At 65.6% G+C, this 25,954-nt stretch carries 29 protein-coding genes; 15 read left to right on the top strand and 14 right to left on the bottom strand.

Going from position 1 to position 25,954, the window contains the following annotated elements; all coding sequences use genetic code 11:
- Positions 1-11 precede the first annotated feature (11 nt).
- From AB3G45_RS02055 to AB3G45_RS02040, 4 genes are read left to right on the top strand one after another with little or no spacing between them, the layout of a single operon-like run.
- Positions 12-902: an AAA family ATPase gene (locus tag AB3G45_RS02055; RefSeq protein WP_367829005.1), complete on the top strand. Its 891-nt coding sequence runs from the start codon at positions 12-14 to the stop codon at positions 900-902.
- Positions 899-2,083, top strand: a complete 1,185-nt coding sequence (locus AB3G45_RS02050) for a VWA domain-containing protein (protein ID WP_367829004.1) — start codon at positions 899-901, stop codon at positions 2,081-2,083. The genes AB3G45_RS02055 and AB3G45_RS02050 overlap by 4 nt, the downstream gene beginning before the upstream one ends.
- 11 nt (positions 2,084-2,094) lie before the next feature.
- Positions 2,095-2,925 (top strand): XdhC family protein, encoded by an 831-nt coding sequence (locus AB3G45_RS02045; protein ID WP_367829003.1) that lies wholly within the window; start codon positions 2,095-2,097, stop codon positions 2,923-2,925.
- Positions 2,926-2,937: 12 nt separating this feature from the next.
- The gene (locus tag AB3G45_RS02040; protein WP_367829002.1) at positions 2,938-3,402 is read left to right on the top strand and encodes a carbon monoxide dehydrogenase subunit G; all 465 of its coding nucleotides are present in this window, start codon (positions 2,938-2,940) and stop codon (positions 3,400-3,402) included.
- Between the two features lie 207 nt (positions 3,403-3,609).
- Here AB3G45_RS02040 and AB3G45_RS02035 read toward each other — a convergent pair whose 3' ends face one another.
- Genes AB3G45_RS02035 through AB3G45_RS02025 form a run of 3 tightly spaced genes read right to left on the bottom strand, consistent with a single transcriptional unit; the run spans position 3,610 to position 4,992 of the window.
- Entirely contained in the window at positions 3,610-4,143 is a 534-nt protein-coding gene (locus AB3G45_RS02035; protein WP_367829001.1) for a DUF4334 domain-containing protein, read from the bottom strand.
- Between the two features lie 21 nt (positions 4,144-4,164).
- Positions 4,165-4,578 (bottom strand): DUF4112 domain-containing protein, encoded by a 414-nt coding sequence (locus AB3G45_RS02030; protein WP_367829000.1) that lies wholly within the window; start codon positions 4,576-4,578, stop codon positions 4,165-4,167.
- A gap of 45 nt (positions 4,579-4,623) precedes the next feature.
- Positions 4,624-4,992, bottom strand: coding sequence for a hypothetical protein (locus tag AB3G45_RS02025; protein ID WP_367828999.1), 369 nt, complete (start codon positions 4,990-4,992; stop codon positions 4,624-4,626).
- Positions 4,993-5,222: 230 nt separating this feature from the next.
- Between AB3G45_RS02025 and AB3G45_RS02020 the strand changes: the two genes are divergently transcribed.
- Positions 5,223-5,672, top strand: a complete 450-nt coding sequence (locus AB3G45_RS02020) for a hypothetical protein (protein ID WP_367828998.1) — start codon at positions 5,223-5,225, stop codon at positions 5,670-5,672.
- A 10-nt stretch (positions 5,673-5,682) separates the two neighbouring features.
- On the opposite strand, the gene AB3G45_RS02015 is transcribed toward AB3G45_RS02020, so the two are convergent.
- A complete protein-coding gene (locus tag AB3G45_RS02015) occupies positions 5,683-5,865 on the bottom strand; it encodes an XRE family transcriptional regulator (protein ID WP_367828997.1) in 183 nt (60 codons plus the stop codon).
- A gap of 628 nt (positions 5,866-6,493) precedes the next feature.
- On the opposite strand from AB3G45_RS02015, the gene AB3G45_RS02010 reads away from it, so the two are divergent.
- The 5 genes from AB3G45_RS02010 (at position 6,494) to AB3G45_RS01990 (ending at position 8,427) form a co-directional block, all read left to right on the top strand.
- Complete coding sequence (locus AB3G45_RS02010; protein ID WP_367828996.1) at positions 6,494-6,703, top strand: cold-shock protein; 210 nt, start codon at positions 6,494-6,496, stop codon at positions 6,701-6,703.
- 111 nt (positions 6,704-6,814) lie between these two features.
- Complete coding sequence (locus AB3G45_RS02005) at positions 6,815-7,105, top strand: cold-shock protein (protein ID WP_367828995.1); 291 nt, start codon at positions 6,815-6,817, stop codon at positions 7,103-7,105.
- A gap of 41 nt (positions 7,106-7,146) precedes the next feature.
- Positions 7,147-7,374: a 30S ribosomal protein S21 gene (rpsU, locus tag AB3G45_RS02000; RefSeq protein ID WP_367828994.1), complete on the top strand. Its 228-nt coding sequence runs from the start codon at positions 7,147-7,149 to the stop codon at positions 7,372-7,374.
- 30 nt (positions 7,375-7,404) lie between these two features.
- Positions 7,405-7,605, top strand: a complete 201-nt coding sequence (locus AB3G45_RS01995; RefSeq protein WP_367828993.1) for a hypothetical protein — start codon at positions 7,405-7,407, stop codon at positions 7,603-7,605.
- A gap of 147 nt (positions 7,606-7,752) precedes the next feature.
- Complete coding sequence (locus AB3G45_RS01990; RefSeq protein ID WP_367828992.1) at positions 7,753-8,427, top strand: hypothetical protein; 675 nt, start codon at positions 7,753-7,755, stop codon at positions 8,425-8,427.
- A gap of 116 nt (positions 8,428-8,543) precedes the next feature.
- Here AB3G45_RS01990 and AB3G45_RS01985 read toward each other — a convergent pair whose 3' ends face one another.
- Genes AB3G45_RS01985 through AB3G45_RS01975 form a run of 3 tightly spaced genes read right to left on the bottom strand, consistent with a single transcriptional unit; the run spans position 8,544 to position 11,604 of the window.
- Positions 8,544-9,533 carry an ABC transporter substrate-binding protein gene (locus AB3G45_RS01985; RefSeq protein WP_367828991.1) on the bottom strand — a complete coding sequence of 330 codons (990 nt, stop codon included), beginning with the start codon at positions 9,531-9,533 and terminating at the stop codon, positions 8,544-8,546.
- Positions 9,533-10,924 carry a sensor histidine kinase gene (locus AB3G45_RS01980; protein WP_367828990.1) on the bottom strand — a complete coding sequence of 464 codons (1,392 nt, stop codon included), beginning with the start codon at positions 10,922-10,924 and terminating at the stop codon, positions 9,533-9,535. Before AB3G45_RS01980 ends, AB3G45_RS01985 begins: the two co-directional genes overlap by 1 nt.
- Positions 10,924-11,604, bottom strand: coding sequence for a response regulator transcription factor (locus tag AB3G45_RS01975; RefSeq protein ID WP_367828989.1), 681 nt, complete (start codon positions 11,602-11,604; stop codon positions 10,924-10,926). Before AB3G45_RS01975 ends, AB3G45_RS01980 begins: the two co-directional genes overlap by 1 nt.
- A gap of 98 nt (positions 11,605-11,702) precedes the next feature.
- On the opposite strand from AB3G45_RS01975, the gene phnD reads away from it, so the two are divergent.
- From phnD to AB3G45_RS01955, 4 genes are read left to right on the top strand one after another with little or no spacing between them, the layout of a single operon-like run.
- Positions 11,703-12,665: a phosphate/phosphite/phosphonate ABC transporter substrate-binding protein gene (phnD, locus tag AB3G45_RS01970; RefSeq protein WP_367828988.1), complete on the top strand. Its 963-nt coding sequence runs from the start codon at positions 11,703-11,705 to the stop codon at positions 12,663-12,665.
- Positions 12,666-12,701: 36 nt separating this feature from the next.
- A complete protein-coding gene (locus tag AB3G45_RS01965; RefSeq protein ID WP_367828987.1) occupies positions 12,702-14,540 on the top strand; it encodes an ABC transporter permease in 1,839 nt (612 codons plus the stop codon).
- The gene (locus AB3G45_RS01960) at positions 14,540-15,679 is read left to right on the top strand and encodes an ABC transporter ATP-binding protein (protein WP_367828986.1); all 1,140 of its coding nucleotides are present in this window, start codon (positions 14,540-14,542) and stop codon (positions 15,677-15,679) included. The genes AB3G45_RS01965 and AB3G45_RS01960 overlap by 1 nt, the downstream gene beginning before the upstream one ends.
- Complete coding sequence (locus tag AB3G45_RS01955; RefSeq protein WP_367828985.1) at positions 15,672-16,811, top strand: ABC transporter substrate-binding protein; 1,140 nt, start codon at positions 15,672-15,674, stop codon at positions 16,809-16,811. Before AB3G45_RS01960 ends, AB3G45_RS01955 begins: the two co-directional genes overlap by 8 nt.
- 153 nt (positions 16,812-16,964) lie before the next feature.
- Here the strand turns inward: AB3G45_RS01955 and AB3G45_RS01950 are convergent, their stop codons facing one another.
- Positions 16,965-17,897: a LysR family transcriptional regulator gene (locus tag AB3G45_RS01950; RefSeq protein ID WP_367828984.1), complete on the bottom strand. Its 933-nt coding sequence runs from the start codon at positions 17,895-17,897 to the stop codon at positions 16,965-16,967.
- An 84-nt stretch (positions 17,898-17,981) separates the two neighbouring features.
- Here AB3G45_RS01950 and AB3G45_RS01945 point away from each other — a divergent pair, with 84 nt between their 5' ends.
- Positions 17,982-18,947, top strand: a complete 966-nt coding sequence (locus tag AB3G45_RS01945; protein ID WP_367828983.1) for a formylglycine-generating enzyme family protein — start codon at positions 17,982-17,984, stop codon at positions 18,945-18,947.
- On the opposite strand, the gene AB3G45_RS01940 is transcribed toward AB3G45_RS01945, so the two are convergent.
- From AB3G45_RS01940 to AB3G45_RS01915, 6 genes are all read right to left on the bottom strand, one after another.
- Positions 18,932-19,288 carry a MurR/RpiR family transcriptional regulator gene (locus tag AB3G45_RS01940; RefSeq protein ID WP_367828982.1) on the bottom strand — a complete coding sequence of 119 codons (357 nt, stop codon included), beginning with the start codon at positions 19,286-19,288 and terminating at the stop codon, positions 18,932-18,934. The two genes, AB3G45_RS01945 and AB3G45_RS01940, sit on opposite strands and share 16 nt — an antisense overlap.
- A gap of 111 nt (positions 19,289-19,399) precedes the next feature.
- Complete coding sequence (locus AB3G45_RS01935; RefSeq protein ID WP_367828981.1) at positions 19,400-20,449, bottom strand: ABC transporter ATP-binding protein; 1,050 nt, start codon at positions 20,447-20,449, stop codon at positions 19,400-19,402.
- A gap of 73 nt (positions 20,450-20,522) precedes the next feature.
- Positions 20,523-22,127 carry an arylsulfatase gene (locus tag AB3G45_RS01930; protein ID WP_367828980.1) on the bottom strand — a complete coding sequence of 535 codons (1,605 nt, stop codon included), beginning with the start codon at positions 22,125-22,127 and terminating at the stop codon, positions 20,523-20,525.
- 184 nt (positions 22,128-22,311) lie between these two features.
- Entirely contained in the window at positions 22,312-23,658 is a 1,347-nt protein-coding gene (locus AB3G45_RS01925; RefSeq protein WP_367828979.1) for a sugar ABC transporter substrate-binding protein, read from the bottom strand.
- A 29-nt stretch (positions 23,659-23,687) separates the two neighbouring features.
- Complete coding sequence (locus tag AB3G45_RS01920; protein ID WP_367828978.1) at positions 23,688-24,569, bottom strand: carbohydrate ABC transporter permease; 882 nt, start codon at positions 24,567-24,569, stop codon at positions 23,688-23,690.
- On the bottom strand, positions 24,566-25,483 hold the full coding sequence (locus AB3G45_RS01915) for a carbohydrate ABC transporter permease (RefSeq protein WP_367828977.1): 918 nt from the start codon (positions 25,481-25,483) through the stop codon (positions 24,566-24,568). Before AB3G45_RS01915 ends, AB3G45_RS01920 begins: the two co-directional genes overlap by 4 nt.
- Between the last annotated feature and the right edge of the window lie 471 nt (positions 25,484-25,954).

The raw sequence follows: 25,954 nt of genomic DNA, 5'->3' as shown, positions 1-25,954 counted from the left end.
GCGAGGCTGTCATGTCTCACGGTTCCCTCACCCTTTCCCGCACTGAGATCGGCGAGCGGCTGGCGAAAGCCGGCTATATCGCCGACCGGGAGCTGACGGTCGCGCTCTCGCTGATGCAGCGGCTCGCCCGGCCGCTGCTGCTCGAAGGCGAGGCCGGCGTCGGCAAGACGGCGGTTGCCTATGCCATCGCATCGGTGCACGAGACGGAACTGATCCGGCTGCAATGCTACGAGGGGCTGGACCAGTCGGCCGCCCTCTACGAGTGGAACTACCAGCGCCAGCTTCTGGCCATCCAGGCCCGGCAGGGCGAGGCGGCCGGCGGGCTGGAAGACGCGGTCTTTTCCGAAAAATACCTGATGGAGCGCCCGCTGCTCGCGGCGATCCGCCGGCAGAAGGCGCCGGTGCTGCTGATCGACGAGATCGACCGGGCCGACGAGGAGTTCGAAGCCTTCCTCCTGGAACTGCTCTCCGATTTCCAGGTCTCCATTCCCGAACTCGGCACGATCACCGCGGTGACGATCCCGCATGTCGTGCTGACCTCGAACGGCACGCGCGAGCTTTCCGACGCGCTCCGGCGGCGCTGCCTCTATCACCATATCGACTATCCGGATGTCGAGCGCGAGGCGCGCATCATCCTCGCCCGCATCGAGGGGGCCGGCGCGGCGCTCGCCCTGCAGATCGCCCGCATGGTCGAGAACATCCGCAAGGAGGACCTGCGCAAGGTGCCGGGCGTCGCCGAGACGCTGGACTGGGCGGCGGTGCTGGTCGGCCTCGATATCGCCGACCTGAAGGACGATCCCGAAGCCGTGCACGAAACGCTCGCCTGCCTCCTGAAGACCCGCGAGGACAAGGCGCGCTTCCGCCGCGAGGTCACCGAGCGCCTTTTGGGGAGGGTGGCATGAGCTGTTGCGGCGCGCCCCTGACCCCGGAGGAATCGAGCGCGGTCGCCCGCCTCGTCGCGGAAAAGCTCTCGGCCTTCCTGAAAACGCTGCGCGACAACGGCTTTTCGGTCGGGCTCGGCGAGGGCCGGGATGCCGCCGCGCTGATGGCCGCCGGCTATGCGGAAAAGCCCCGCTTGCTGCGCTCCGCCCTGAAACATCTGTTTTCCGCCCGCCGCAGCGAATGGGAGCGGTTCGACGGCATTTTCGATGCCTTCTGGCTGGGAAAGCGCGTCCGCAGCCGGAGTGCGACTTCGGGACATGCCGGCCCCGGCCTGAAAGCGCTGGAAGGCGGCGGGGCGAAGGGCGGCGCGGTTTCGGATCAGGCCCCCGCCGACGGCGGAGAGGGCGCGGGCGGCGGCGAAGGCCGGATGGAGGGCGCCTCCGCGGTCGAGACGCTTTCCGGCATCGACGTCAGGAAACTCTCGGATCCGGCGGATATGGCGCGGGCGCATGATATCGCGGCCGATCTCGCGCGGGCGATGCGCACGCGGCTCACCCGCCGCGATCTTGCCCGCAGGCGCGGCTATCGCATCGACCTGCGCCGCACGATCCACGGCAATATCGGCCATGGCGGCGTGCCGCTGGATCTCGTCCGGCGCCGGCGCAAGGAAAAGCCGCTGCGTCTCGTCATGCTGCTCGACGCCTCCGGCTCGATGACGCCCTATACGGGGCTCTTCCTGCGCTTCATGCATGGCGTGCTGGACGCCTTTCGCGAGTCGGAGGCCTTCCTGTTCCACACCCGGCTCGCCCATGTCTCCGACGCCATGAAGGAGCGGGACGCCCAGCGCGCCCTCGACCGGCTGTCCATGATGGCGGAGGGCACCGGCGGCGGCACGCGGATCGGCGAGTGCCTTGCCACTTTCAACCGCTGGCACGCCGCCCGCGTCATCCATTCGCGCACCTGCGTGATGATCGTCTCGGACGGCTACGAGACGGGCGATGCCGCGCAGCTGGCTCAGGAGATGGCGGCGCTGCGCCGCCGCTGCCGGCGCATCGCCTGGCTGAACCCGATGATGGGCTGGGACGGCTATGCGCCGGAGGCCGCCGGCATCCGCGCCGCCCTGCCCTTCGTCGACCTGCATGCGCCGGCCAATACGCTCGAAAGCCTCGCGGCGCTCGAACCCTATCTTGCGAAACTCTGAGGGAGGTCCCGATGAACGCCCATGTCGATGTGATGGATCTCGCCAACCGCCTCAAATCCGCCGAGGAGGCCTTCGTACTCGCCACCGTCGTGCGCACCGTCTCGGTGACGGCGGCCAAGGCCGGCGCCAAGGCGGTGATCCGCCCGGACGGCACGATCGTCGCCGGCTGGATCGGCGGCGGCTGCGCCCGTGGCGCGGTGCTGCGCGCCGCCCGGCAGGCGCTGATGGACGGCAAGGCGCGGCTGATCTCGGTGCAGCCGAAGGCGCTTCTGGCCGAACACGGCGTTGCGGCCGGCGAGTTGCGCGAGGGCATCCAGTTCTCCGCCAACATGTGCCCCAGCAAGGGCACGATGGACATCTTCATCGAGCCGGTGCTGCCGCGCCCGGCGCTCGTCGTCTTCGGCGCGAGCCCCGTCGCGATCGCGGTGGTGGAGCAGGCCGCCCTGCTCGGCTTCCACATCACCCTCGCCGCGCCCGCCGCCGACCGCGCCGAGCCGCTCGCGGCGGATGTGGTGGTGGACGGATTTGCCATCGCCGAGCCGCCGGCCGGCAAGATTTTCGCGCTGGTCGCGACGCAGGGCAGCGGCGACCTCGCCGCGCTGCAGGCGGCACTCGCCCTTGAGGCCGACTATTACGGTTTCGTCGGAAGCGGGCGGAAGATGGCGGCGCTGAAGGCCGATCTGTCCCACGCGGGCGTCCCGCCCGAGCGGCTCGACCGGATCAAGGGACCGGCGGGCCTCGATCTCGGCGCCATCACCCCGGAGGAGATCGCCCTGTCCATCCTCGCCGAAATCCTCGTCATCCGCCGCCGCGACCAGCGCGGCGAGGCCACCGCACACTGAAAGGACGACCTCATGGACATGAACGGCCGCGAACGGATCGAAGCCCCGGTGCAAGCCGTCTGGCAGGCGCTGAACGACCCGGAGATCCTGCGCCAGTGCATTCCCGGGTGCGAGACGCTGGAAAAGACCTCCGACACGGACATGACGGCGACCGTCGCGCTGAAGGTCGGACCGGTGAAGGCCCGCTTCCAGGGCACGGTCCAGCTCCTCAACCTCGACCCGCCGCATTCCTACACGATCAGCGGCGAAGGCAAGGGCGGCATGGTCGGCTTCGCCAAGGGCGGCGCGGATGTGGCGCTGGCCGAGGACGGGCCGGACGCGACCCTGCTCACCTATGTCGTCAAGGCCGAGGTCGGCGGCAAGATCGCCCAGCTCGGCAGCCGGCTGATCGATTCCACGGCGAAGAAACTGGCGGCACAATTCTTTGCCGATTTCACGCAGAAAGTCGCAAGAGCGCAGGAAGAGGTTGCGAGTTGAGTCGTGAACGCTGCGGTTGCGGCGGCGTGGGCGAGCAAGCAGGCCGCCTGAAACAGACAGGGCGCTCGACCCTTTCGGGGAGCGCCCTGTCAACCCGGACGACGGCGCGCGGCAGGCAAGCTGCGGCGACAAGCGGTCATCAAAACGGGTGGTACGTCCTAGATGATGATCGACATGTCGGTTTTCAAGGCCTCGTGACCGAGTCAATCATGGCGGTTCGCCGACGCGCTCCAGTTCGAAGAAGAATAGCCGATCGTCATCGCTGATCACCATCGCTCCGATCACGCGCTTGTCGTCGATCCGCCGGAAGTGGTCGACGATGGGCTGCGCGTCGTAGACCATGGCGGCGCTCGCCACGCCGTCGAAGGGAAGCGTCCTGACCGAAGCGACGGGACCATTCGCACGCAGGCGACGCTGGAGATAGGCGAAGAGGTTCCGTGCGAACCTCGTCCTGCCGAGGTGATGGAAGCGGAGCGCCAGCCGAAGGGGTATCCACCTGGGGTCTATTGCGACAAGACGGCGCTCCCCCGAGCGGAACAATAGCGCGTCCGCTCTTAGCTCCGCGGTGAACCGCTTGCCGAACCATCCGAGATTTTCCAGCACGCCGTCGAAGGGATGATCCGACGGGATGCCCTGCCCTCGCCACAGGCCGACGAGTTCGTGGGGCTCGATCGGCGGAAGCCGCCGGAACCTCTCGAAGGCTTTATGCTGGCTTTCCAATGGACGATCCGTTCTGGTCATTCCGACTGAACCTGCCCCTCCCTATCGGTCTAGGTCGGCGTGATCCAGGCCGAAGTGGTCCATGACGAGATCGAAATTCCGGCGATTGGATTTGAAGTAGACGTCGAAGACATCGCCAACGACAGGGACGCTGCCGGCCGCAGCGTCGAAACCGACATTGATCAGCATCTTGACGAGCTTGTCGTTCGGAACGCCCAGACGGCGCGCTTCATTGACGATGACGAGGCTGATGGCGGCGGTTGCGAAGTCGCCGATCCCGGGGATCAGGCCGAGCACCGAGTCCGCACCAAACGATATCCGGGTTCCAGGAATGCGCACGGCGGTATCGAGCAGCCGCGCCAGGCCGCGCATGCGCCGGATACGCCTCAACCGCTCAATCGGGTGGCCGCCACCCGTCTGCGTCCCCGATCCTGCACCCTGCCACTCATATGTCATACTGCTGTCATACTGCCGCCTTGTCGCCCCCATCTCCCACTCCGATCACCAGATCCTTCTATCGAGTTGCGTCGCGATCATCGGAACGGCCGCCGCGCCGGGTGCGCCGAGACGAAGGCGCTGAACGAGGCGGCCGAGAAGATAGGTCGTCGCGACCGTCGCAGCAATCCTCAGCCAGGGATGGAGTTCGCCGCGCGGCCGACCGGCGTCAAGGCCCTCCGTCTCACCTCGGATCGCGGTCAGCCGCCTGCGCAGGTCGGCCACCTCCCGGCGAAGCGCCGCGATCTGCTGCTCGGCGGATGGATCGCCGTTTGCCATGCCGGGATCGTCCGCTGGGCTTTCCTCGTCGAGTTCGGCGAGATGTTCCCGCAACTGCGCCGGGCTATCAAATCCCCTTGCTCGAAAATCGGTCATTCTGCTCTTCTCCTACCGAAGGATCGCGGTTTCGGAATGAGGAACCCGCGCGCAGGATGGTTGTTCCCTTGTGATCGCACCACAACCGGCGTCACGATCACCGGGAACCGCACATGTCGTATGCACCGCCGGAGTCCACCCTGCAAAGTGCGCGCGAGGCTCCGTAAAGCCTTGGAGCTTTGGATGGATTCGAAGTAACCTGCGCTCTACTCTAGGTGGAGGGAAGCGCGATGGATTTCACGCCTCTTCGACACCGGCCGTTTTTCAAGGAAAACCCGACGATCGCGCTGCTCAAGGGGCATGGCGTGGTGCGCCAGAGGAAGGGCCTGGCAGGCGTGCTGGATGCCTTCCAGGTCGCATTCCGCGCATCGCCCGACGACGTGGCGGTTCTCAAGTCCAAGGATCGCGCAAAGCTGCCGCTTGCCGGCACCTCCGATTTCGGCGCGTATTTCGAGGGCGAAAGCGCGATGCGCGACCGGCATGACAGGCGGCGCAGCTTCGACAACGGCGTGTCGGCGAATGCCGGCGATCCGCGCACCCGCGAGCAGGCCCGCGCTGCCGATGTGGACAGCGCGGGAGATCGATTTCAGGACGGAGTATCTGAAGAAGACCGAGCAGGAAGCGCAGGGTCGCCTCGGCCCCGCAGCATAGGGCTCAAGACAGGGGACCCATACGGATGAAGATCGGCATCTAGTTCTGCCTGTTGCTGCCGACGGCCAGCAGCCTTGCAAGCTTTCCCGAATCGACCAGCTCGCCGCTCTCCAGTTTCGTGATCTCCATCTCCGTGAGGCCGGATATCAGCGACAACTGCTCGACGGTATAGCCCGTCGTCACCCGCAGTTCGGCAATCGGATTCTTGATATTGATCGTCACGCGTCTTCTCCTGTTGTTGCGTCGCAATATAAGTGTTTTGCAGCGCGCAACAAGAGAGGCAGGCCACGCCGACGACGGACGAGCCCCGCGCGATCCATCGGATAGATCAAACTGCTTCGCATCACGGCAAAACTGACTGGCCCCAAGCGCAGATTTTCGATCGCGGCACGGTCGGACGTGATGCTGGTGGAAGGGCCTTGGCGCTTCCCGGAACTCTCTGGAGTGCCGCCCTGACGACCTCGATGTCGACGCAGCCGGCCCGCCAGCCGCCGAGCGGAATGCAGGCATCGAGGATCGTGCGTCCGAAGCGACGGATTTCTTGTGTTCGAAAAGGGTCCAGTCGCCTAGCCTGATCCTGGCGCCTGGCTTGTCCCAAATAATGGCGAAAGACCAGGATCGCTCTGAAAGTAAAAGGATTTATTCAAATAGATCCTCGATTTCAGGATGCCGGGGCGGCTATTGCCAACCCCTAAAAATAAAAATGTTGAAAATTCTGGAATAGTGCCTACATTCGCCCCATCGAACTTTGCTTGCGACCTTTGTCTTTCGCCATTTTGGCCCGGTCAGATTTCCTATCATCGTCGATTCTCACATGCTCATCTCTAAAAGCGATCGAAAGGAAAGCGTTATGAACACCGGCACTGTAAAGTGGTTCAATGGCACCAAGGGCTATGGCTTCATCGCACCGGATGACGGCTCGACGGACGTTTTCGTTCACATCTCGGCCGTCGAACGCGCAGGACTGGGCGCCCTCGCCGATGGGCAGAAAGTCACCTACGATATCGTTCGTGATCGGAAGTCCGGAAAGGACTCGGCCGACAATCTTCGCGCCGCATAACGAATTGTCGCACCTCTGCGCTGACCACGGATGTACTGGCAGCGAGACGTGATCGACAGGAAGAGGTCGGGTAATGCCCGACCTTTTTGTTTTCAGGGCCAGGAGTCGACTATGAGCCGAAAAATCCACGCCATCGGCGACAAGGTGATGCTCAAGGCTGATCTGTTCCGATCCGCCGATGGGGACAGGAGTTGCCGGATTGTCGGCGTTCTCCCCGCCGATCACGGAGAAGCACAATATCGCGTCCGTCTCGGCAGCGAGGCCCACGAACGCCGTATCGTGGCGAGCGACATAGAACCGGTCGCCGCCCCAGCAGTCCGGAGCACATCGGCTAACGCCTCCTCTCGACATTCTCCGGGAGAATCCTGGCTCAACCCTTCGAGCATCCGGATCAAAAAGTAACTCATAACGGCCGGCGCTGGGCGCCAGCGAAAGGATATATTTTGCAGGTACTTGTGAGAGACAACAATGTCGATCAGGCACTTCGCGTTCTGAAAAAGAAAATGCAGCGGGAAGGTCTGTTCCGCGAGATGAAGGCGCGTAGCGCCTACGAAAAGCCCTCCGAAAAGAGAGTGAGAGAAAAGGCCGAAGCAATTCGTCGGGCGCGCAAGCTTGCCCGCAAGAAGGCGCAACGCGAAGGGCTTCTTCCGGCTCCGAAAAAGGCCCGTTAAACCAACCAGAAACGTCATCTGGGGCAAGAAATGACCGCCACACGAGAGCAGCTTTTCAAACCTGCAAAGTTGAGTGCCGCACAGAAGGCCGAGGAAACCAATTCGGCTGCGTTGAGCATTATCGCGCAGGAAACGGCCGCGAGGGACAAGAAGACGGAAACTCTTCGAGCACTGCGGCTCGCCAAAGAGGCGACAACACCGGCGCCGGCATCAACGAAGGCCCGCCGCTAGAAGCGCGATGGCGGCCGGCCTGTGGAAATCAGACGCCCATCGATGACGGGACAGTCCGCCTCCAACGCCTGCAATCCCGCAGAATGTGATGTGTTCGGAACGATCATCATGATACGGGATTTCCAAACAACGTAACGAGGCGCTTCGATGCTTCCCTGGATTCATCTCGATCGCGCGAGCATTCCCGGCAATGCCGGAGAACTTCGCCTGAAACAGCGCGGTAGCGAGTTCTCCATCATGCTCGGCTCGACGGAGCTCATGAACAGCAGGCTGAGCGGCTCGGAAGAAGCGCTGGCGGTATTGAGCTGCGAGCGGATCGCCAGCCGGACGAACCCGAGCATGCTGGTCGGCGGCCTTGGCATGGGGTTTACGTTGCGGGCCGCTCTGGGCGCGCTGCCTCAAGACGCCCGTGTCGTTGTCGCCGAACTCGTTCCGGCTGTCGTCGAATGGGGGCGCGGGCCGTTGAAGGATATACACGGCGGAACACTCGACGATCCACGGGTCGATATTCATCTGGGTGATGTCGGTGCGCTCATCCGGTCGAAAAGAGCCGCTTACGATGCCATTCTGCTGGATGTCGACAACGGTCCCGATGGACTGACGCGAGCCTCGAACGACAGCTTGTATAGCCATGACGGTCTTCGGGCCGCCAAGACTGCCCTGCGTCCGAACGGCGTACTTGCCGTCTGGTCCTCCGCTCCGGACCGTGCATTCACCCGCCGATTGCGCGAGGTTGGTTTCGCCACGGACGAGGTGAGCGTGCGCGCCAGCAGTAGGAACAGCGGCGCGCGTCATGTCTTGTGGATAGCGACAAGAGGCTGACGGCACTCCGTTATGGCATTGCGACCCGGGCGATCCTGATGGATTCGGGAAATCGGCGGGTTGCCCGTCCCTTCACGAACGCAAATCTGCCGCCCTCGATCCTGTTGTGCTGTCGGTCAGTTCACAACCATCTGGAACCAGATGTCGAGGAACTTGGTGCGTTTTATCGTGTCGCGAAACACGAGAAGCTCGGGACCGAGTTCAATCCTCTGCAGGCTGTCGAAGGCCGTGAAGTCGGCAGGATAGCTGAAGCCGGTGGCGGCAAGCGCCGGCTTGATCTCCGGCGAATGCAGCGCATGAAGGACGATGCGTGCACCGCGAAGGTTCGCTGCGCCCTTTGGCATCAGCACGGTCCACGGAACCGCAAGTACATAGTCCTGCGGCACGGCAATCTGCACGCCCTGCGGCATCGTCCCCCCGGCCGAGAGCGCGGACAGGGGCACATTGTACAAAACATCGACCTCTCCGGCCCGGAATGCGGCCAACAGATCGTCCGTCGTATCGTAGATCCGCGCACTCGCGGCGCCGAAGGCGCGCATCAGCCGCCAGTAGAGCGAGGTGCGGATGGAATCCTGCGAGGCCAGCAGATAGCTGACGTCGTCTATGCCGATATTGACGATGCCGACGCGGCGCGAGAACCGGCCATTGTTCTGTTCCAAAGCACGCACGAGCTCGATGCGGGTGCGGGGCATGCGATCGGGAAACGCGTCCCGTCGCAGGACCATGACGGCGGGATCCGACCAGAAGCCGAATACTTCATGGCGCCATTGCGCATCCGCGGCGATGCCGGTGGGCTCGTCTCCGGCGGCATAGCCCTCATTGGCGACGGAGACCGCGATGTCCGGCGAGGAGAACAGTGCGATGTCGAAGGGTGCATGCGCGCGTTTTGCATCCGCGGCGATCTGCGCGGACGAAAGCCGGACATAGGAGAGATCCGCTCCTGGCAGGCGGGCGGCAAGCGCCGCCATCAGGGGCGCGATCCGCTCTTCGGCAATGACGCCGGCAAGCCGAACCGCCCGGTCCTGCGCCATCGCGGGCGTCGGCAGCATCCAGCCGATCAACAGGAGGCAGAGCGCCGCATTCCGCAGCCGCAGAGCGTTTCGCATCACACGCCCCCGCTTCTTGCGACAACCGGCAGGGCCACCTCGACGACAAGGCCGCCGCCGGCACGATCGGCAACCGAGATCGAGCCGCCGAAAGCGACGGCGACATCCTTGGCGATGGCGAGGCCGAGCCCCGTTCCGGGATGTGAGGAATCCGCCCGCGCGAAACGCTGGAACACCTTGTCCTTGGCCGCGTCCGGTATGCCCGGCCCTCGGTCCATGACCTGCAGGGTTGCCCGCCCCTCCACGACGGCAAGGTTCACATCCGTGGGACCGGGCGCATGGATGAAGGCGTTCTCGATGACGTTGCGCACCATTTCCCGCAGGACGACCGGTTCGGCGACGACGGGGACGGGGGTTTCCTGCATGACGAGAACCAGGGATCGCATCAGGCGCACATAGGCGCTTTCCGCCCGGAGCATCTGCAAGGCGTCCCGGACGGCGTCGCCGAAGTCGACGATCTCGCGGTCCTGCGTTTCGAGGCGGTGCATCGTCGTTGCGTCGGAAAGCAGCATGTTGGCGAGCAACCCTGCCTCGCGGGCATTGTGGTGGATGCGCGAAAGGCGGCGGCGCACCTTCGGCTCCTGCGCCTCTTCGAGACCCACCTCGGCCTGCGCCTGAATGGCCGCGAGCGGCGTGCGAAGCTGATGGGCAGCGTCGGCGGTGACGCGCTTGACGCCGTCCAGCACGGAGCCCAGCCGGTCCATGAATTCGTTCAGCGCGGAAACCAGCGCCGAGACCTCGGCCGGCACCTCCCGCTCGATCCGGCTGAGATCGGACGGGCGCCGCGCCCTGAGATTGCTTTCGATGAGACGCAGAGGCGAGAAGGCCGACCGCACGGATACGAGGATAAGGCCGCCGGACAGGAGCGCGATCGCCACGGCCGGCAGCATGCCGTTGAAGGTCAGCTGCCCGGCGAGTTCCCGGCGGGCCTCCCGCGTTTCGGCGACCATGACGCCGATCCAGCCGCCGGTCCCCGTCGCGGGATCGGCACGGTAGCGCCGGACCGAGGCGATGCGCACCGGGTCTCCCCGATAGACCGAATCATGGAGATGCAGCATCCCGTCCTCGGCGACCGGTATGTCGAGCGCCAGAATGGGGGAGCCGGTCACAAGGCTGCCGTCCGGCGCCGTGACCCGGTAGAAGACCCGGTTGAGACGGGAGGTGCCGAGGATGGCGAAGGCCGAATAGGGAATGTCGACGGTGACGGCGCCCTCCTCGATGCCGACCGTGTCGGCGATGGAGAGGGCCGAGGCCGTCAGCACGCGGTCGAACGCCTCGTCGGCGGCACGCCGGGCATAGGCGCGCACCGTCAGGGCAAGGACGCTGCCGATGACGAGGAAAAGACAGGCCGTGGTGATGAGCAGCCGCCGCTCGATCGACAAGCGCGCCATCAGCTCACCGCATCGTCCCTGACGCGCAGCATGTAGCCGGCCCCGCGATGGGTGACGATCTCGACATCCACGGCTTCCAGCTTCTTGCGCACGCGGGAAACCAGCAGCTCGACGGCATTGGGCGTTCCGACGTCGTCGTGGCCGAAGAGCTTCAGGTAGAGCCGGTCCTTGCTGACGGTGTTGCCGGCATGTGAGGCAAGCGTTTCCAGCACCTCGAATTCCCGGCGCCCCAGCTCGAACGGCCTGCCGTCCACCTTCGCGGCGCGCGAGGACAGATCGACCTCCAGCACGCCGACGCGGATCACGGATTTGGCAAGCCCCCTGTGGCGGCGCGTGACGGCCCTCAGCCGCGCCTCCAGTTCACCGAGATCGAACGGTTTGACGATATAGTCGTCGGCGCCGAGATCGAGCAGGCTGATCTTGTCGTCCAGCTGGTTTCTCGCCGTGATGACCAGGACCGGCGTCGGGGAGCTGCGTTCGCGCATGTGCGCCATCACCTCGAAACCGCTGCGGGCGGGAAGGTTGATGTCGAGGACCACGACGTCGAACTCGCCATGGATCGCCAGTTCCTCGCCCGATATGCCGTCCTGCGCGAGCGTGACGTGGTGTCCGGCCCGCACGAGCTTGGATTCGATCGCCTCGGCAATATCAACGGAATCTTCTATGACCAGGATGCGCATGAGGCTGACAGGACTCTGACAGGAATTTCGCGATACCCGTCATCCTACAGCAAGGGCTTTGCCGAACGCGAGATGGTAAAGTCCTTCGGGAGGAGAAAATGACATACCACCGCAGCCTTGCCGCATGGGGCATGCTGATCGTGTTCCTTGCGACCGGCAGCGCCGCTGCCGATGCGAAACCGTGCCATCAGCGCGCGGCCCTCGACCAGGCCTATTGCGACGCCGACGGGGACCTCGTCGCGGACCTGCCGACGGACGGGTCGAAGCTGCGCGATCCCGACACGCTCGTCTGGGCCTTCGCCCCGATCGAGGACCCGGCCGTCTACGCGCAGCTGTTCCGCCCCTTCACGAAACACCTTTCGACCTGCCTCGGTCGCCAGATCGTCTATTATCCGGTCCAGTCGGTCCCGGCGGAAATCGCGGCCATGCGCACCGGCCGCCTGCATTTTGCAGGCTTTTCCACCGGCCCGACGGTCGAGGCGGTCAATACGGCCGGCGCCGTGCCCTTCGCCGCGAAAGGACAGGGCGGCAAGGTGCGGGGCTATCATCTCGTCGCCATCGTGCGGGCGGATTCGCCCTATCGAACGCTCGCCGACCTGAAGGGCAAGCGGGTCGCCCATGTCTCCGCCGCCTCGAATTCCGGCAACCTCGCGCCGCGAGCGCTCTTTCCCGCCGAAGGTCTCGTCCCGGACACGGACTACCGGCCGATCCTGTCCGGCGCGCATGACAGGTCGATCATGGGTGTGCTTTCCGGCGACTACGACATGGCGGCGGTCGCCTCCGACGTTCTCCAGCGCCTGATGGAACGCGGCGCAATCGACCCCGCCGCCATTCGCGTCCTCTATGAAAGCCCCCTCTTTCCGACGGCGGCCTTCGCCCACGCCCACGATCTCGATCCGGCGCTGGCGGGCAAATTGAAGCGGTGCTTCTTCTCCTTCCGCTTCCCCCCGGACATGACCGCCGCCTTCAACGGCGACGAGCAGTTCCTGCCCGTGCGCTACGACGAGGCCTGGCGAACGGTGCGAGCGGTAAACGACGCGGTCGGCGCCTTGCCGGACTGAAGCCCAAATACACCGTCCAAAACCGGAAGTGATCCCATGACCCTGCAAACCACCTTGCCGGAGGAGCCTTCGCGTCCCCGGCCTGCCTGGAAGAAACTGTCCTATCTCGTCCGCGTCAACAGCGCCGACCCGACGCTCCTGCTCGCGCTCCTGCTGCTCGTCGTCTTCGGCTATCTCATCCTCGCCCCGGTCCTGCTCCTGCTCGTCGATGCGGTGACGGTGCATTTCGCCGATCTTGCACGCACCCGGCAGGATCTCGGGGACCTGACCCTCTACTACCTGAACCGCGTGCTCCTCTCGCCCATATCGCGGGATCTCTTCTGGTGGCCGCTCGCCCACACGGCCATCATCTCCGCGGCCGCGATCGTCATCGCCTTCCTCGTCGGCGGGCCTATCGGGTGGATGCTCAGCCGCACGGACCTCATCGGCAGGAAGTGGTTTTCCACCGCGCTGCTCCTGCCCTACATGCTGCCGTCCTGGACCTTCGCACTGGCCTGGCTGACCCTCTTCAAGAACCGCACGACCGGCGGCGAGCCCGGCTGGATGGAGACCTTCGGCTACACGCCGCCCGACTGGCTGTCTTACGGCGCCCTGCCGATCGCACTCATCCTGGCGCTGCACTACGCGCCTTTCGTCATCCTGCTCTTCGGCAACGCGCTGAAGCAGTTCGACACGCAGCTGGAGGATTCGGCGCGCAGCCTCGGCGCCAGCCCCGTCGTCGTCGCGCGCCGGATCGTCCTCCCGCTGATGATGCCCTCGCTGATCTCGGCCGCGACGCTCATCTTCGCCAAGTGCCTCGGCGATTTCGGCGTCGCCTATGTGCTCGGCGTGCCGGTCGGCTTCGACGTGCTCGCCACATCGCTGTTCCGCACGATATCGACCAGCCAGGCGGGCGCCTCGGCCGTGCTTGCCGGCATGATCGTGCTGCTCGGCACGCTCTCCATCGTGATCGACATGCGGCTTCTGAGAGAGGCCAGGCGCTTCGTGACCATCGGCTCGAAGGGCGCGATAGTCCGCCGCACGCCGCTGGGCAAATGGCAGGTTCCGGCGCTCGCCTGGGCCGTCGCGGTCTTCGTCGTCAGTGCGGGCATCCCCCTCTTAGCGCTGGCCCTGACGACGGTGATGCGCGTGCCCGGCTCGTTCAGCCTCGACAACTTCACCCTCGACTACTGGATCGGCACCGATCTCGGCACCACCGCGCTCCACCAGGGGATCCTGCTCACCGGCGAATTCTGGCTGGCGCTGTGGAACACCGTCTGGATGGTGGGGCTCGCGTCGATCGGCGCCGGGGTGCTCGGCCTGCTCGTCGGCTACAGCGTGGTCCGCTCGCCGGTGGGCTTCGTCTCCGCGGCACTGCGGCAGATCACCTTCCTGCCCTATCTCGTCCCCGGCATCGCCTTCGCCGCCGCCTATCTTTCGATGTTCGCCGTCGCCCGCCCGCCGCTTCCGGCGCTCTACGGCACGCCGGTCATCCTCGTCCTCGCCATTCTCGCGGACCAGATGCCCTTCGCCTCGCGGGCCGGCATCTCCTCGATGATGCAGCTCGGCCGGGAGCCGGAGGAAGCCGGCCAGATCGTCGGCGCCGGCTGGTTCCGCCGCATGCGCTCCATCGTCCTGCCGATCCAGCGCGGCGCGCTCGTCTCGGCGATCCTGCTGCCGTTCATTTCCGGCATCAAGGGCCTCAGCCTGGTCGTCGTCCTCGCCGTTCCCGGCACGGACCTCCTGACCACCTACGCAATCCGCCTTGTCGACTACGGCTACAGCCAGGCTGCCAATGCCGTGGTCGTGATGCTCTGCGTCGTCGCCTTCACCGGCACGATGCTCGTCCAGAAGATCGGAAAGGCCAACCTCTCAGACGGCATGGGAAGCAAATAATGTCCAGCATCACCTTGGAAAACATCCGCAAGAGCTATGGCCGCGGCGGCCCCGCCGCGATCGGCAACCTCAGCATGGAAATCGGCGCGTCTGAATTCCTCTGCCTGCTCGGCCCGTCCGGCTGCGGCAAGACGACGACGTTGCGCATGATCGCCGGCCTCGAGCATCCGACCGACGGGCGCATCCTTGTCGACGGCAAGCCGATCGTCTCCGTGGCGGACGGTGTCTTCACCGTGCCGGAGAAGCGCAACATGGGCCTGGTCTTCCAGAACTACGCGCTCTGGCCGCACATGACGATCCGCGACAACGTCGCCTTCGGATTGACCCTGCGCAAGACACCGGCAGCCGAACGCGATGCCATCGTCGAACGGGTCATGACGAAGCTCGGCATCGCCCGCTATGCCGGCCGCTATCCCGCGCAGCTCTCCGGCGGCCAGCAGCAACGCGTGGCGCTCGCCCGCATGCTGGCGCTGAACCCCTCCATCATCCTGCTCGACGAGCCGCTCTCCAACCTCGACGCCAAGCTCAGGCTCGAAATGCGGGCGGAGCTGAAGCGTATCCATGCCGAGGCGGGCTCGACCATCGTCTTCGTCACCCACGACCAGTGGGAGGCGATGACGCTCGCCACCACCATCGCGGTGATGAGCGAGGGCGAATTGCAGCAGGTCGGCACGCCCGACGACATATACGAGCGTCCCGCCAATCGCTTCGTCGCCGAATTCGTCGGCAGCCTTCCCATGAACATCATCGAGCGGGGACAGGGCGAGGCCGGACCGCTGCACGCCTGGCTTGACCGTCTGCTGGCGCATCTGCGCGTCGATCCGGCACCCGTCGCATCCGCCGGCATCCGGCCGGAGGCAACCCGGCTGGGCGTGCTTGCCGACGAGGAGGCCGCCCGGCATGCGGCCGCGCAGGGAACCATCGTCGACATCGTCCCGACGGGCGGAAGCTGGATCGTCGAACTGGACGTTGAGGGCAGCCGCGTCTTCGCCATCGCAACCGAGAACCCGCGCATGGCCGCGGGCAACCGCATCCATTTCTGGGTCGAAAGGCAGCACCTTCATCTTTTCGACCGGGAGAAGAAACGCATCCCCCCCGGGGATGCGCAATCAGAAGCAACGGAGGAATACCATGCTTAAGACATCCATCCACATCGCGACGGGCGTTTGCGTTCTGTCGATCGGCCTTGCAGGCGCCGCGGCGCAGGAGGCAGGCGAGATCGGCATACCCGACAGCGCCTATTCGCTGGAGGCGCTGATCGAGGCGGCCAGGAAGGAAGAGCCGATCACCGTCATCGACGCGACCGGCAAGATCGTCTCGATGGCCGAGAACTTCTCGAAGAAATACGGCCTGAAGGCGACGGGCGTGAAGATGAGCGGCCAGGACCAGGAACAGGTCATCGCCCGCGAAGCGGCCGCCGGCAACGTGCGCACCGACGTCTTCAACATGAGCAACCTGCCGTCCGTGACGTCGCAGATCCTGCCGCAGGGCTTCGGCGTCTCCTGGCTTGCACCGGACCTCAAGGACAAGATCCCGGCGCAATACCAGAGCCCGGCGATCACCAGCAACAACCCCTGGGTCTTCGCCTACAACACCGACGTTCATGGCGACACCTGCCCCGTCGACAATCTCTGGGCGCTGACGACCGAGGAATGGAAAGGCCGCGTCGCCATTCCCGATCCCCTGCTGCGCAACGAGACCATGTTCTGGTTCAACCAGCTCGCGACCCACGAGGACGCGGCCATGCGCGAGGCCTACAAGGCGCAGTTCGGCGAGGAGCTGAAGACCGACGAAGCGAGCGCGACGGCCGAATGGGTCAAGCGCCTTGCCAAGAACAAGCCCAAGGTCACCAAGAGCGACACGGATGTCGGTCCGATCGTCGGCGCCAAGGAGGAGAAGCCGCCGATCGGCTTCCTCAGCGCGGCCATCTTCCGCGACGCGAAGAAGGACGGCTACGGCATGGGCATCTGCAAGGAGATGAAGCCCTGGATCGGCCAGCTCACCCCGCGCGTGGCGGTCATCGCCAGCGGCACCAAAAGCCCGAACACCGCCAAGCTCTTCGTCCGCTTCATGATGACGGAGGAAGGCATGGCGCCGCAGCTCGGCGATGGGAAGATCTCCACGAACACCGATGCGAAGATGCCCGAGAGCGAAGCATCGGGCGTGGCGAACGTCATCGACCGGCTCTACGTCAACCACTCGGAAACGACGCAGGACGATTTTGCCAGGTTGCAGGACTGGCAGGATTTCTGGCTGATGAACTCGCGCTGAAGCATTTCCGGCAAGGCGCGGAAATGCCCTGGATATCTTTGCCCCACGCCAAATCGCGTGGGGCATTCCAGATCAAGCGCACGTTCCGGAATGCTCGTCCTCGCAAGCTTGGTGGCGACGTTCTCCGCATCGCCCAGCCGTGCGGCATCGATATCAGATTTTCGCCGCAAGACCGGCGGCGGCGATCAGGTCCGTGAGCACACGCCGCAGCATCTCGTAGGGCGCGGTGGTCTCGACGGCCTTGTGATACAGGATCCCCGCATCAAAGCTCCAGATTTCGCGTGTCGTCTCCACCTGGCGAATGCCGATATCGCGAAAGCTCCCGAACAGCGGTGCGGCGAGGCAGGCGAGAAAATCGCCGCTGCGCACCAGTTCGACGACCGCCATGAGGGAGCTCGATTCGACCGCGATCCGCGGCGGGCCAATTCCCAGCGACTTCAGGAAGGCGCTCAGGCGCTCGATGGCGTCCGTATCGGCCTGGTAGAGGACCCATTGAAACCGGGACAGATTGTTAAGGTCGAGGGGCGAGCGCGCGAAGATCGGATGGGCATCGCGCGCGAAGATCCCGCTCTGGATGGTGATGAGCGGCCGAAAGCCGATATGGTCCGGAAGCGCCGACAGGTCATGCGGACTGGCCGAGACCACGAGGTCGAGTTCGCCGGCGAAGAGCTTGGGGTGAATGACGGTGTTGACCCCGACATCGAGGGTCGTGCGGACATCGGGAAAGCGCTGGTGCAGCAGCGTCAGCGCCTTGGGCAGCAGCGTACCGCCCCAGAACGGCCCTCCGCCGATCCTCAGGTGTCCCCGGTGCCCGCTGCGCATCGCTTCCAGCTCGGAAGAGGCAAAGCGGCATTCCGTATCGATCATCTGCGCATAACGCAGCAGCGTCTGCCCATAGATGGTGAGGGTGACGCCGCGCGTGTGCCTGTCGAACAGCGTTATCCCGCATTCTTCTTCAAGCCGCCGGATGTTCCGCGTCAGGGCCGGCTGGCTAAGCCCCATCTTCTCGGCGGCGGCGGTCACGTTGCCCTCCCTCGCAACGTTCAGGAACGATCGCAGCAAGCCGATATTGCGCAGCAGGTCCATAACTCCTCCGTATGGCTTTCGAGCATTTAAGTATTATACGGCATGGCAAAGCTTCACTAGTGTCTGCGACACGAGACGAGGCGGATGCGAACCGACATGGCGGAGAACCCGGAAGCGAAACGAAGCTGCTGCAGCCTGCCGCGACGCGAAGGCGCCGGCAGCGCACCGGCGCGAAACGAAGAGGGCCTGCCGACGACGCCACCGGCGCTTGCGGACATCGCCTGGTTCGACGCGGGCATCGCGACCGTCGGCACCGACAGGCCCGTCATCGACGCGGACGGAGAGGGCCCGGCGCGCCAGGTGGCCGTGCGGGCGTATGGCCTGGACAGGCATGCCGTCACGAATGCGCGTTTCGCCCGTTTCGTGGCGGATACCTGCTATGTCACGGATGCGGAACGTTTCGGCTGGAGCTTCGTCTTCAAGGACTTCGTCGCATCGGGAACCGTGACGAGCCAGCCGGTCGGCCTGCCCTGGTGGCATCGGGTCGACGGCGCGACATGGCGCCTGCCGGGCGGCCCCGGTCCGCTCCGCGCGGATGACCGGCACCCGGTCGTCCACGTCTCCTGGAGCGACACACAGGCCTTTGCCCGCTGGGCGGGCGGCCGGCTGCCCTCCGAAGCCGAGTGGGAGCACGCCGCAAAGGCCGGCCGGGCGCAGATGCGGTATCCATGGGGAGATGACGAGCCCAGCGACCGGGCCATCCGCTGCAACATCTGGCAGGGCCGTTTCCCGCACATCAACTCCCTTGCCGACGGCTATGGCGGCACGGCGCCGGTGGACGCGTTCGAACCGAACCCCTCGGGCCTCTTCAATATGTGCGGCAATGTGTGGGAATGGTGTGCCGACGCGTTTCACGTCCAACCCCTCACGCAGGCCGCAAAGGCGCGCAATGCGCTCGCAGGGCGCAATGCCGAACGCCTTCTCAAGGGGGGCTCCTATCTCTGCCACGTCAGCTACTGCTACCGCTATCGCATCGCCGCCCGCATGGGGCACAGCGCCGACACGTCGACGGGCCATATCGGCTTCCGCCTCGCCTATGACCGGCCCTGACATCCCTCCACAGGACGCCCGGGGCTCATTGGCTGCCTGACGGCCTTTGCCTGTGTCTTCAGGGAGCCCGCGCCTCCTCTGCGCACCAGATCGTCCCGGAACAGCGTCCGCAGGTCGCGGAACGAGCGATAGCCGAGAACGCCCGCGAGGCGGGAGACGGTCGTCGCCGACACGCCGGCCCGCCGCGCGATCGACGAGCAGGTCCCGAAGGCGATGATATCCGGATGCTGCAGGGCGAAGTCCACAAGCAGGGCCAGTTGCCGCGGAAAGGCGGAACCGCTCGCCATGGCGAGGGCATGCAGCTCACCGCAGGTCCGGGGAGGTTTGTGGCCGTGGTTCATGATCCGCTCCTTGCCTGGTGAAAACGGAAAAACGGATATCAGGACCGGCCCGGAATCCCGCGTGCCGGCCATCCGGTGCGGGGCCGCGAGAGGACGCGAAAACCCCCTGCCCTAGAGACGCCGCCCGCTTTGCGGATCGAAAAGATGGATGCGGCCCGGATCGGGCGACAGCCGCACCGCCTGCCCGACCCGCACATCCAGGCGGTCGCGGGCGACGCAGGTGACCTCCTGCCCCGCGAGCTTTGCGACGAGATAGGTTTCGGCGCCCGTCGGCTCCACCACGCAGACCTCCGCGGCAACGCCGTCTTCGCCAATACCGATATGTTCGGGCCGGACGCCGTAGACCGCGCGCCGGCCGACCAGTTCCGGCGCCGGCGCGGCAAGCGGCAGCCGGACGTCGCCGACGAAGAATCCGTCGTCCCGGATCTCTCCCGTCAGAAAATTCATCGCCGGCGAACCGATGAAGCCGGCGACGAACATGTTGACGGGACTGTCGTAAAGCGCCAGCGGCGCACCGACCTGCTCGACGACGCCGTCGTGCATGACGACGATCTTGTCGGCCATCGTCATCGCCTCCACCTGGTCGTGCGTCACGTAGACGGTGGTCGTTCCGAGGCGCTGGTGCAGGCTCCTGATTTCCGCCCGCATGGAAACGCGCAGCTTCGCGTCGAGATTGGAAAGCGGCTCGTCGAACAGGAACACCTTGGGATCGCGAACGATCGCCCGTCCCATCGCCACGCGCTGGCGCTGGCCGCCGGAAAGCTGGCGCGGATAGCGCTCCAGAAGCTTGTCGAGATTGAGGATACGCGCCGCCCGCTCCACCTTGCCCTGGATCTCGCGCTTGTCCGTGTTCTTGAGCTTCAGCGCGAAGCCCATGTTCTCCGCCACGGTCATGTGGGGATAGAGCGCGTAGTTCTGGAAGACCATCGCGATGTCGCGGTCCTTGGGAGGCAGCTCGTTCACGACGGTATCGGCGATCCGTATCGTGCCGCCGCTGATCTCCTCGAGGCCCGCGAGCATGCGCAGGAGGGTCGACTTGCCGCAGCCCGAAGGGCCGACGAGCGTGACGAACTCCCCGTCGTCGATCTGGATGGAAACGCCGTGCAGGGCCTTGAGCGTGCCGTAGGACTTCTGGACGTTGTGAATTTCGACCGAGGCCATCGTCGTGACTCTCCTTGACAGTCTGAAAGGGGAGCCGGTCCCAACCGGGGACCGGCCCGATGGCAGCGGCAGATCAGCCGGCGGCAAGGCTCGGGTGCTGCCCGCGCTCGACATAGATGCCGACCGTCACGTCCCACGGGATGACGCCCACCCGGGCCGCCCAGGCCTGCCACCGGGCCGCAAGGTCGGCGACGATATCGGGATTGTCCGCCGCGAGATCGACGAGCTCCGTGCGGTCGGCCGCAAGGTCGTAGAGCTCCCAGCCGTTCGGCTCTTCGCGCACGAGCTTCCAGCGCCCGACGCGGATCGCGGCATTGCCCGTGTGCTCCCAGTAAAGCGGTGCTTCGAGCAGCGACCCGCCGCGCAGGAGCGGCAGCAGGCTTCGCCCTTCCAGCGGCACGACCGCTCGGCCGAGCGCCGGCGGCGGATAGCTGGCGCCGGCCACGTCCAGGACCGTCGGCGCGATGTCGACGAGCTGCGCCGGCGCATCGAGGACCGCCCCGTCCGCGAAGCCGCCGGCCGGCCAGTGCACGATCAGCGGCGTCGCGATCCCGCCTTCGTGCACCCAGCGCTTGTAGAAGCGGAACGGCGTGTTGGACAGGTTCGCCCAGGCGCGGCCATAGCTCGAATAGGTGTCTTCGGCGCCCGGCACGATGTCCGGCGTGTTGCCCACGCGCATCGGCCTGCCGTCGCGCGTCGCCCGCGGCAGGATGTCGGCCCGCTGCATGAAGGTCTCGACGTCGAACTGGGGCAGGTCCTCCGGCGAGGCGCCGTTGTCGGAAAGGAAGACGAACAGCGTATCCTCGAACGTGCCGCTCGCCTTGAGCGCCTCGACGATCCGGCCGATGCCGCGATCCATGCCTTCGATCTGGGCCGCATAGGCCTGCATGCGCTTGGCCTGCCACGCCTTGTGCTGCTCGGCCGTCCAGGCCGGCTGCGTCGGGTCGCGCTCGCTGAGCGTGGTGCCGGCCGGCAGGATGCCCTCCGCAACGAGGCGCTCCATGCGCTTTTCGCGCAGGGCATCCCAGCCCTCGTCGAAGCGGCCCTCGTAGCGGGCGATATCCTCCTCGGGCGCATGCAGCGGCCAATGCGGCGCGGTGAAGGCGGCGTAGAGGAAGAAGGGCTTGCCCGCGGCCGCCTGCTCCGCGATGAAATCGGCACCATGGGCGGCGATGGCGTCCGTATAGAAGAAGCCGGGATCCAGCGCTTCCGCCGAGGCGTCGCTCTCCCCGCGCGTCAGCGTGCCGGGGGCGTAGAAGCTGCCGCAGCCGGTCAGCGTGCCGAAGAAGCTGTCGAAGCCGCGGCGTGTCGGCCAGGTGTCGTTCGGCGTGTGCATGTCGGTCGCCAGATGCCACTTGCCCGACAGGCATGTGGCATATCCGGCCGCCTTCAGCATTTCCGCCAGCGTCGCGCAACTGCCGTTGAGGTTGCCGGGATATCCGCGCGGCAGGTCATTGTTCGTGAGGATGCCGACCCCCGTCTGGTGCGGGTGGAGGCCGGTCATCAGCGAGGCGCGCGAGGGGCTGCAGCGCGCGGTGTTGTAGAACTGCGAAAAACGAGCGCCGTTGCGCGCAAGGCCATCCAGATACGGCGTGGATATTTCTCCGCCATAGCAGCCGAGATCGGAAAAACCCATGTCATCGGCAAGGACAAGGACGATATTGGGACGCTTGGTCATCGATGCTCTCTCAGTTGATTGCGCCGCCGAAGCGGCTTCGCTTCGGCTGGAAGTGCTCCAGGCACGGCAGGATCGTTCCGCCGGCCCGGGGACCGGCAGTCGCAGGTGTTCGAAATGTCCGTTCCGGAGCCGTCCTGTTCGCGCAGCCCGCCGCACCGCGGCGGGCTGAAGGGATCAGCCCTCGCTACTTCGCAAAGCCGCTTGCCTTGGCGATGTCCGCGAGTTTTGCCTGCAGGCCGTCGAGCGCCGCGGCGACCTCCACCTCGCCCGAGCCGATCTGGCCGACGACCGGCTCGACGGCCTCGAGCATCTGGGCGGCGAAGACGTATCGGATCGAGCCGCGGGCCAGGGGCGCGGAATCGCGGGCCGCCTCCATGATCGGCCGGAGCGCGCCGGCGCCCGAAACGTCGATGTCCTTGCGCGTCGGAATGCCGCCCGCGCCGGCAAAGACCTCCTGCTGCTTCTTTTCCAGCATCCAGACGATGAACTCGGCGGCCGCGCGCTGGCGCTCCGGCGCCTGGCCTGCCGGCACGCAGAGGGACCACACGCCGCTGGCCGGAACCGGCTGGTCGAGCGATCCCGCCGGCACGACCGCATAGCCGCATTTTCCGACGACGGAAGAGCGGGACTCGTCTTCGAGCTGCGGCATGCCGGCCGCCACGAAATGCCCCTGCAGGGCCTGGCCGCTCTGCATGAGCGCGATGCAGTCCGCCTGCCCGACCGTCTGCGGCCGGGACGGCCCCAGTTCCAGAAGGCGGCGGAAGGTCGTCGCCGCGGCCTTTGCCGCCTCGCTGTTTATCGCCGGCACGAGCGAGCCGCCGTCGACGGTGAACCAGTCGGCGCCGAAGCCGTAGAGCACATGCATGAACTCGTAGCTGACCGACTGGCCGCCCGTCGTCGGCTGGCCGCGCGTGACATAGCCGTACCGGACCTCGCCGGCCTCCACCGCCTTCTTTCCGTTCTCGATCGCCTCGTCCCAGGTGCGCGGCACCTGCAGGCCCAGCTTGTCGTAAATGTCCTTGCGGTAGACGAAGAGATCGACGTTGCCGTTGATCGGCAGGCCCATCACCTGCCCGCCGGCCACGCCCAGCCTTCGCTGCCTGTCCCACAGCGGCAGGTTGTCGTAGGTCAGGATGTTCGGATCGAGCGCATAGCCTTCGATGATCTCGTCGATCGGCTTGATCCAGCCGTTGTCATAGAATTGGCCGGTCCACGGCTCGTCGAGCTGGAACACGTCGAAGGCGGCGTTCTTGCTCTGGATCGCGTTGGTCATCTGGGTGCGCATGCCGCCATAGGGGAACGGCCGGAAGGTGATCTTCACGCCCTTTTCCGCCTCATAGGCCGCGGCCGCCTTCTGATAGGCCGGCAGCCAGGGCGTCGTGCCGGTCAGCACGATCAGCTCGCTGACCTCGGCAGCGGCCGCCCCCCATGCCGGAAGGCCTGCCACGCCCGCCGCGCCCGCGGCGGCGATCCCCTTGAGAACCTGGCGCCGGGATAGGGGCAGGCGCACGGTTTCGGTTTGCTTGATCATCTGTTCCTCCCTGAGATCAATCGATGCATTTACTTGACGGAGCCGCGCGTCATGCCGGCGATGATGCGCTTGCTGGCGAGCACGCTCGCAATCATGATCGGCACCACGGCAAGGCTGCCGACGGCCGAGAGCTGGCCCCAGCGGACCTCGTAGGGCTGCACCAGCGATGCGATGCCCACGGAGAGCGGCGAGGTCGTGCCGCCGGATGTCATCGTCAGCCCCATGAGAAACTCGTTCCATGTCATGATGGCCGTGAAGAGCGAGCTGGTGATCAGGCTCGGCGTGACGAGCGGCAGCATGATCGTCCAGAAGGATCGCGCCTCGCTCGCGCCATCGATGGAGGCCGCCTCCTGCAGGGCGGGCGGGATCTCGTCGAAGCCGATCTTCATGAGCAGCGTGGCGAACGGCAGGTTGAGGATCGTGTTGAGGATGATGAGGCCGCCGAGCGATCCGAGGAGCCCCGTCTGGATCAGCGTCACGTAGAAACCAGGCACGAGCGCCATCGGCGGCAGCATCGGGACCACGGCGCAGCTGGCGCCGACCGTGGCGGTCAGCCACCACGGCAGCCGCAGCTTGGAAAGGCCGTAGGCCGCAAGGGTCGAGGCGATGCCGCACAGGACGACCGTTCCCGCCACGATGACGAGGCTGTTGACGAGCTGCGCGCGGAAGGGCTGGTCGTCCGCCAGGATGGCGGTCACATTGTCCAGCGTCAGGTCCAGCTCCCAGAACATGGAGATGATCGCCCGGTCCGACTGGAAGGAAAGCACGATCATCCACGCGATGGGGGCGATGAAGAGCAGCAGCAGCAGCGCCAGGACGCCATCGCAGGTGAGGTCGGCAAGATCCTTGCGCCGGCGCAGCCGCGCGTCGGCAAGGGTCCCTGTCTTGATGGCTTGGCTGCCGGCGGTCATGCTTCCACCTCACGCGTTGCAGAAAAGGGCCGGATGGCGCGCAGGTGCTTGACCAGCAGCCCCACGCCGATCACGAGCGACATCAGCGCGACGAGCAGGACGCTGAAGGCGGAGCCGTAGCCATAATTCAGCTGGTCGAAGAAGACGTCGCGGATATGCAGCGAGACCAGCGTCGTGGCGCCGTTCGGGCCGCCTGCCGTCAGCAGATACATCTCGTCGAACGCCTTCACGCCCATGATCGCCCGGATGAAGACCGTCCCGACGATCGCCGGCATGAGCATGGGGATCTTGATGTAGCGGATCACCTGCCACTCGTTGGCGCCGTCGCAGCGCGCCGCCTCGATGGCCTCCTCGTCGACCGCGCAGAGCGCCGTGTAGAGCATGAGGAAGGCGACCGGCGTCCAGTGCCAGACGTCGACGATGATGATGGCGACGATCGCGCCGGCCTCCGTGCCGAGCCAGTCCTGGGTGGGCAGGCGCACCGTATCGAGCAGCTTGTTCAGCACGCCGATGTTGGGGCTGAGGATCAGGAGCCAGATGAGGCTCACCACGACGGGCGCCACGATCGCCGGCCACAGAAGGACGACCTGCGAGATGCGGTTGAGCCGCCTGCTGCGCTGGACGAGCAGCGCCAGCACCAGGCCGAGGACGACCGACAGGACGACGGTCGCGACCACGAAGAGAGCCGTGACCGCCAGCGAGTACATGGCCAGCTCGTTGGCGAGGATCTCGCGAAAATTGTCGAGCCCGGCCGGCTGCCAGACGAACTCCCCCGCCTCGATGCGCAGATGGGAGAAAGCCATGAGCACCACCTGCGCCCAGGAATAGCCGCCGACCCCGACGATCAGGACGAGAAAGGGAAGCGTGGCGGTCTTCGCGAAGACGCTGGACCGCCGCCAGAATGTCAACGCCATGTCGTCAGATACCCCTGCCGCGCTCGGGCGAACCCGTCGCCGCGCGTTCCGGGCAGTCTGGCGCCCATGGCAGGCCTGTGCCGCTGTGCGGACATTTCATTTCCTCCCAGATAATGTTCCGCCTCATCCTTGCGTCATCTCAGCCATAAACTGAAATGCTTTCTTCCTTAAAAGCCATAACCAAAGCGCATGGCGACGGATAGGATGCTGCCACACGTGGAGTGCGCTCCAACCTCGCCCGTGGAAGCCTTCATCGACGGATTTACAGAGCGGCCTCGACGCATTCCCCTCGTTGCATCGTCAGAACGTCGACGGGGTGACCTGAACCACTGCCTTCCTAGGGGCGCTCGACACAAAACCCTTCAGCGCACCCGATTATGATCTGTTCCTTTTGACCTCGGCCGCCGCCACGGCTTCCTCCTGCACACCTTTCCGGCCGAGCAGCCCGGCATCCTGCAGCGCCTTGATGTC

Source organism: Shinella sp. S4-D37 (genome assembly GCF_040812195.1).
Taxonomy (GTDB): Bacteria; Pseudomonadota; Alphaproteobacteria; order Rhizobiales; family Rhizobiaceae; genus Shinella.
Note: the sequence above shows the minus strand (reverse complement) of the source record. Positions and strands in the feature narration are given on the sequence as shown.

What these genes read in the sequence shown, in the direction of transcription:
- AB3G45_RS02050 (WP_367829004.1), top strand. Translation starts at nt 899, where the DNA reads ATGAGCTGTTGCGGCGCGCCCCTGACCCCGGAGGAATCGAGCGCGGTC.
- AB3G45_RS02040 (WP_367829002.1), top strand. Translation starts at nt 2,938, where the DNA reads ATGGACATGAACGGCCGCGAACGGATCGAAGCCCCGGTGCAAGCCGTC.
- AB3G45_RS01955 (WP_367828985.1), top strand. Translation starts at nt 15,672, where the DNA reads ATGCTTAAGACATCCATCCACATCGCGACGGGCGTTTGCGTTCTGTCG.
- AB3G45_RS01950 (WP_367828984.1), bottom strand. Translation starts at nt 17,897, where the DNA reads ATGGACCTGCTGCGCAATATCGGCTTGCTGCGATCGTTCCTGAACGTT.
- AB3G45_RS02055 (WP_367829005.1), top strand. Translation starts at nt 12, where the DNA reads ATGTCTCACGGTTCCCTCACCCTTTCCCGCACTGAGATCGGCGAGCGG.
- AB3G45_RS01930 (WP_367828980.1), bottom strand. Translation starts at nt 22,127, where the DNA reads ATGACCAAGCGTCCCAATATCGTCCTTGTCCTTGCCGATGACATGGGT.
- AB3G45_RS01920 (WP_367828978.1), bottom strand. Translation starts at nt 24,569, where the DNA reads ATGACCGCCGGCAGCCAAGCCATCAAGACAGGGACCCTTGCCGACGCG.
- AB3G45_RS01935 (WP_367828981.1), bottom strand. Translation starts at nt 20,449, where the DNA reads ATGGCCTCGGTCGAAATTCACAACGTCCAGAAGTCCTACGGCACGCTC.
- AB3G45_RS01940 (WP_367828982.1), bottom strand. Translation starts at nt 19,288, where the DNA reads ATGAACCACGGCCACAAACCTCCCCGGACCTGCGGTGAGCTGCATGCC.
- AB3G45_RS02045 (WP_367829003.1), top strand. Translation starts at nt 2,095, where the DNA reads ATGAACGCCCATGTCGATGTGATGGATCTCGCCAACCGCCTCAAATCC.
- AB3G45_RS02025 (WP_367828999.1), bottom strand. Translation starts at nt 4,992, where the DNA reads ATGACCGATTTTCGAGCAAGGGGATTTGATAGCCCGGCGCAGTTGCGG.
- AB3G45_RS01995 (WP_367828993.1), top strand. Translation starts at nt 7,405, where the DNA reads ATGACCGCCACACGAGAGCAGCTTTTCAAACCTGCAAAGTTGAGTGCC.
- AB3G45_RS01965 (WP_367828987.1), top strand. Translation starts at nt 12,702, where the DNA reads ATGACCCTGCAAACCACCTTGCCGGAGGAGCCTTCGCGTCCCCGGCCT.
- AB3G45_RS01915 (WP_367828977.1), bottom strand. Translation starts at nt 25,483, where the DNA reads ATGGCGTTGACATTCTGGCGGCGGTCCAGCGTCTTCGCGAAGACCGCC.
- AB3G45_RS01975 (WP_367828989.1), bottom strand. Translation starts at nt 11,604, where the DNA reads ATGCGCATCCTGGTCATAGAAGATTCCGTTGATATTGCCGAGGCGATC.
- AB3G45_RS01985 (WP_367828991.1), bottom strand. Translation starts at nt 9,533, where the DNA reads ATGCGAAACGCTCTGCGGCTGCGGAATGCGGCGCTCTGCCTCCTGTTG.
- AB3G45_RS02035 (WP_367829001.1), bottom strand. Translation starts at nt 4,143, where the DNA reads ATGACCAGAACGGATCGTCCATTGGAAAGCCAGCATAAAGCCTTCGAG.
- AB3G45_RS01990 (WP_367828992.1), top strand. Translation starts at nt 7,753, where the DNA reads ATGCTTCCCTGGATTCATCTCGATCGCGCGAGCATTCCCGGCAATGCC.
- AB3G45_RS01980 (WP_367828990.1), bottom strand. Translation starts at nt 10,924, where the DNA reads ATGGCGCGCTTGTCGATCGAGCGGCGGCTGCTCATCACCACGGCCTGT.
- AB3G45_RS02020 (WP_367828998.1), top strand. Translation starts at nt 5,223, where the DNA reads ATGGATTTCACGCCTCTTCGACACCGGCCGTTTTTCAAGGAAAACCCG.
- AB3G45_RS01960 (WP_367828986.1), top strand. Translation starts at nt 14,540, where the DNA reads ATGTCCAGCATCACCTTGGAAAACATCCGCAAGAGCTATGGCCGCGGC.
- AB3G45_RS02010 (WP_367828996.1), top strand. Translation starts at nt 6,494, where the DNA reads ATGAACACCGGCACTGTAAAGTGGTTCAATGGCACCAAGGGCTATGGC.
- phnD (WP_367828988.1), top strand. Translation starts at nt 11,703, where the DNA reads ATGACATACCACCGCAGCCTTGCCGCATGGGGCATGCTGATCGTGTTC.
- AB3G45_RS01945 (WP_367828983.1), top strand. Translation starts at nt 17,982, where the DNA reads ATGCGAACCGACATGGCGGAGAACCCGGAAGCGAAACGAAGCTGCTGC.
- AB3G45_RS02005 (WP_367828995.1), top strand. Translation starts at nt 6,815, where the DNA reads ATGAGCCGAAAAATCCACGCCATCGGCGACAAGGTGATGCTCAAGGCT.
- AB3G45_RS02030 (WP_367829000.1), bottom strand. Translation starts at nt 4,578, where the DNA reads ATGACATATGAGTGGCAGGGTGCAGGATCGGGGACGCAGACGGGTGGC.
- AB3G45_RS01925 (WP_367828979.1), bottom strand. Translation starts at nt 23,658, where the DNA reads ATGATCAAGCAAACCGAAACCGTGCGCCTGCCCCTATCCCGGCGCCAG.